This window comes from Flectobacillus sp. (genome assembly GCF_049240685.1).
Lineage (GTDB): Bacteria > Bacteroidota > Bacteroidia > Cytophagales > Spirosomataceae > Flectobacillus.
Map to the genome: position 1 here is coordinate 1 of NZ_JBMLSD010000137.1, position 2,596 is coordinate 2,596.

Here is a 2,596-nt window from a genome sequence, read left to right on the forward strand (position 1 = left end):
GACACCTACGTTTTTGACCCTAACACGCCTAAAGAAGCACTTCAGCAACATTGGTTTGCAGACTATATGGACGGTTTTGTAGTCGTAAATGAGCAGGACGAAATTGTGGGAACATACATTATTAAACCCAACCAAATCGACTTAGGAAACCACATTGCCAATGGTAGCTATATGGTTCACCCACAACATCATGGCAAAGGAATTGGTAACATTTTATGTGAACATTCCATTCAATTTGCTAGAGAAAAAGGCTATTTAGGCATCCAATTCAACATTGTCATCAGCACCAACACCGCAGCCGTAAAGCTATGGCAAAAAGCAGGTTTCAAGATTATCGGTACAACTCCTAAAGGATTCAGACATCAACAACTGGGCTTAGTGGATACGTACATAATGTTTAAGGACTTAGTGAGTGAAAAATAATAGGGTAAACCATAACGGATAAGTGCAACGAAGGACTTTATTTTACAACATTTTCCATATTCAAATACCTTTCCGATATGAAAACGTTTACGAGTTTAGTCCTTGTTATTTTAAGCACACTGCATATTTTGGCTCAAACCGCTAGTTTCCCAGAAGCCACCATGCACCGCATTGAGCAGAGCATTCAGCTTCCCAAAATCCCAAACTACCGCATTGAGCTACAAACACTTGGAGCAAAAGGCGATTCTATTAGTGACAATAAGCCTTTTTTTGATCAGGCAATGGCTCTATGCAAACAGCATCAAGGTGGAACTATTGTAGTTCCTGCGGGAATATTTACGCTTAATGGGCCTATTCATTTTACGAGCAATGTCCGTCTGGAGTTATCTAAAGGGGCAAAAATTCGGTTTAGCGACAACCCCATTTACTATCCCAATGTACTCACTAGCTGGGAAGGAACACTCCTTTACAATTACAGCCCTTTGATTTACGCCATCAATTGCACCAATATCGCCATCACAGGCGAAGGCATCATCGACGGCGAAGGAAGTCAGCGTTGGAATAGTTTCAAAGCACAAGAAAATGCCGATAAAATGCTTAGTCGGGAGATGAACCACAAAAACATTCCACTCGAAAAGCGTCAGTTCGGACAAGGGCATTTTCTACGTCCGCAGTTGATTCAATTTTTTAGATGTAAAAATATTTTGGTCGAAAACATCCGTATTGAGGACTCCCCTTTTTGGTGTTTGCACCTGTTACAATCGCAAAGTATTACCGTTCGAGGAGTCAGTTATCATGCCCACAACAAAAACAACGACGGCATTGACCCCGAATATTCCAAAAACATCTTAATCGAAAAAGTAACCTTCGATAATGGCGACGATAACATCGCTGTAAAATCAGGAAGAGACCACGAAGGTAGAAGCAATGCGACCATGCCAAGCCACAACATTATCATCCGCAATTGTCAGTTTAAAGGCTTACACGCACTCGTTTTAGGGAGTGAAATGTCGGCAGGAGTTCATCATGTTTTTATAGAAAATTGTAAGGCTTGGGGCTATCTCAAGAGAGGTATTTATTTCAAAACCAATGCTGATCGAGGCGGTTATATCAAGCAGATTTATGCCCGAAACATCGCCTTTAAAGAGGTGGAAGACTGCCTGTTTGTTACCTCTAATTACATGAGCGAAGGAAGTAATTTCCCTTCTGCTATTTCAAACGCTTACTTTACCAACATTAGTTGCGAGAAGGCAAACGATAACGGCATTGTGGTACAAGGCTTCCCGACAAAAAAGGTTAAAAACCTGTATTTCAGCAATATCAGCATTCAAACTGCCAAAAGTCCTTTAACTATTACTAATTCAGAAAATGTTTTTATGAACGAAATCAACATTGGCCCCAAAGCCGTTGCCCCTTCGTTTGTGAAGTAGGACAACTTGAAAAGCCTGATAAGGTTTGTACAACTTTATCGGGCTAATATCCTCAATAACTCTTCAAGCAATTCATCTGTTCTTTTCATAATTTGATAGCGTTTATTTCTTCAAAACACGTCGTTTTTTCAATAAGGCACAAATCATTTAACATCTTTTAGGTGTAACTGAACTTTTTTTATTTCTTAGCACTTAATTTACTTCATTACAATCAACTAAGTTTTACTCATGACAACGATTTCCCTAAAAAATCTTGACGAAGTTCTTTCCGAACTGGAAGCACTTGCTCAAGCAAAAACCATTCAGACAAGTAACTGGTCTGTATATAGAATCTTGCAACATTGCGCACAAACTATCGAATATTCGATGAGTGGCTACCCAACAAGCAAGCCCAAGTGGCTACAGCTGACTGTAGGAAAGTTGGCTATTTTCAAGTTTTTAAAACAGGGCTACATGAGCCACGACTTAGCCGCTCCCGTACCAGGTTCTCCCGAACTCACGTATGAAGGAAGTGCCGCTGAGGGCATCGCCATTCTGAGGGCTTCGATACTGAAATTTAAACAGTTTAATGGTCCCCTAAAACCACACTTATTTTTTGGAGAATTAAGTAAAGAGGAATACGATCAATACTTCGCTATGCACATTGCTAATCACTTTTCTGAAATCAGTTATTTATAACCCTTTGTTAAACTTGTTGCCATTAAACGAATGGATTCACCAAGATTTTAACCAAATAACGATGG

3 protein-coding genes are annotated in these 2,596 nt (G+C 39.9%); all 3 read left to right on the forward strand.

The features are described 5' to 3' along the window. Nucleotides 1–423: GNAT family N-acetyltransferase (locus ACOVQ4_RS06250; RefSeq protein ID WP_421819794.1), on the forward strand; the 423-nt coding region annotated here is incomplete at its 5' end. A 77-nt stretch (nucleotides 424–500) separates the two neighbouring features. Continuing rightward, nucleotides 501–1,853 (forward strand): glycoside hydrolase family 28 protein, encoded by a 1,353-nt coding sequence (locus tag ACOVQ4_RS06255; protein WP_421819795.1) that lies wholly within the window; start codon nucleotides 501–503, stop codon nucleotides 1,851–1,853. Between the two features lie 228 nt (nucleotides 1,854–2,081). Continuing rightward, nucleotides 2,082–2,531 carry a DUF1569 domain-containing protein gene (locus tag ACOVQ4_RS06260; protein ID WP_421819796.1) on the forward strand — a complete coding sequence of 150 codons (450 nt, stop codon included), beginning with the start codon at nucleotides 2,082–2,084 and terminating at the stop codon, nucleotides 2,529–2,531. Nucleotides 2,532–2,596 lie beyond the last annotated feature (65 nt).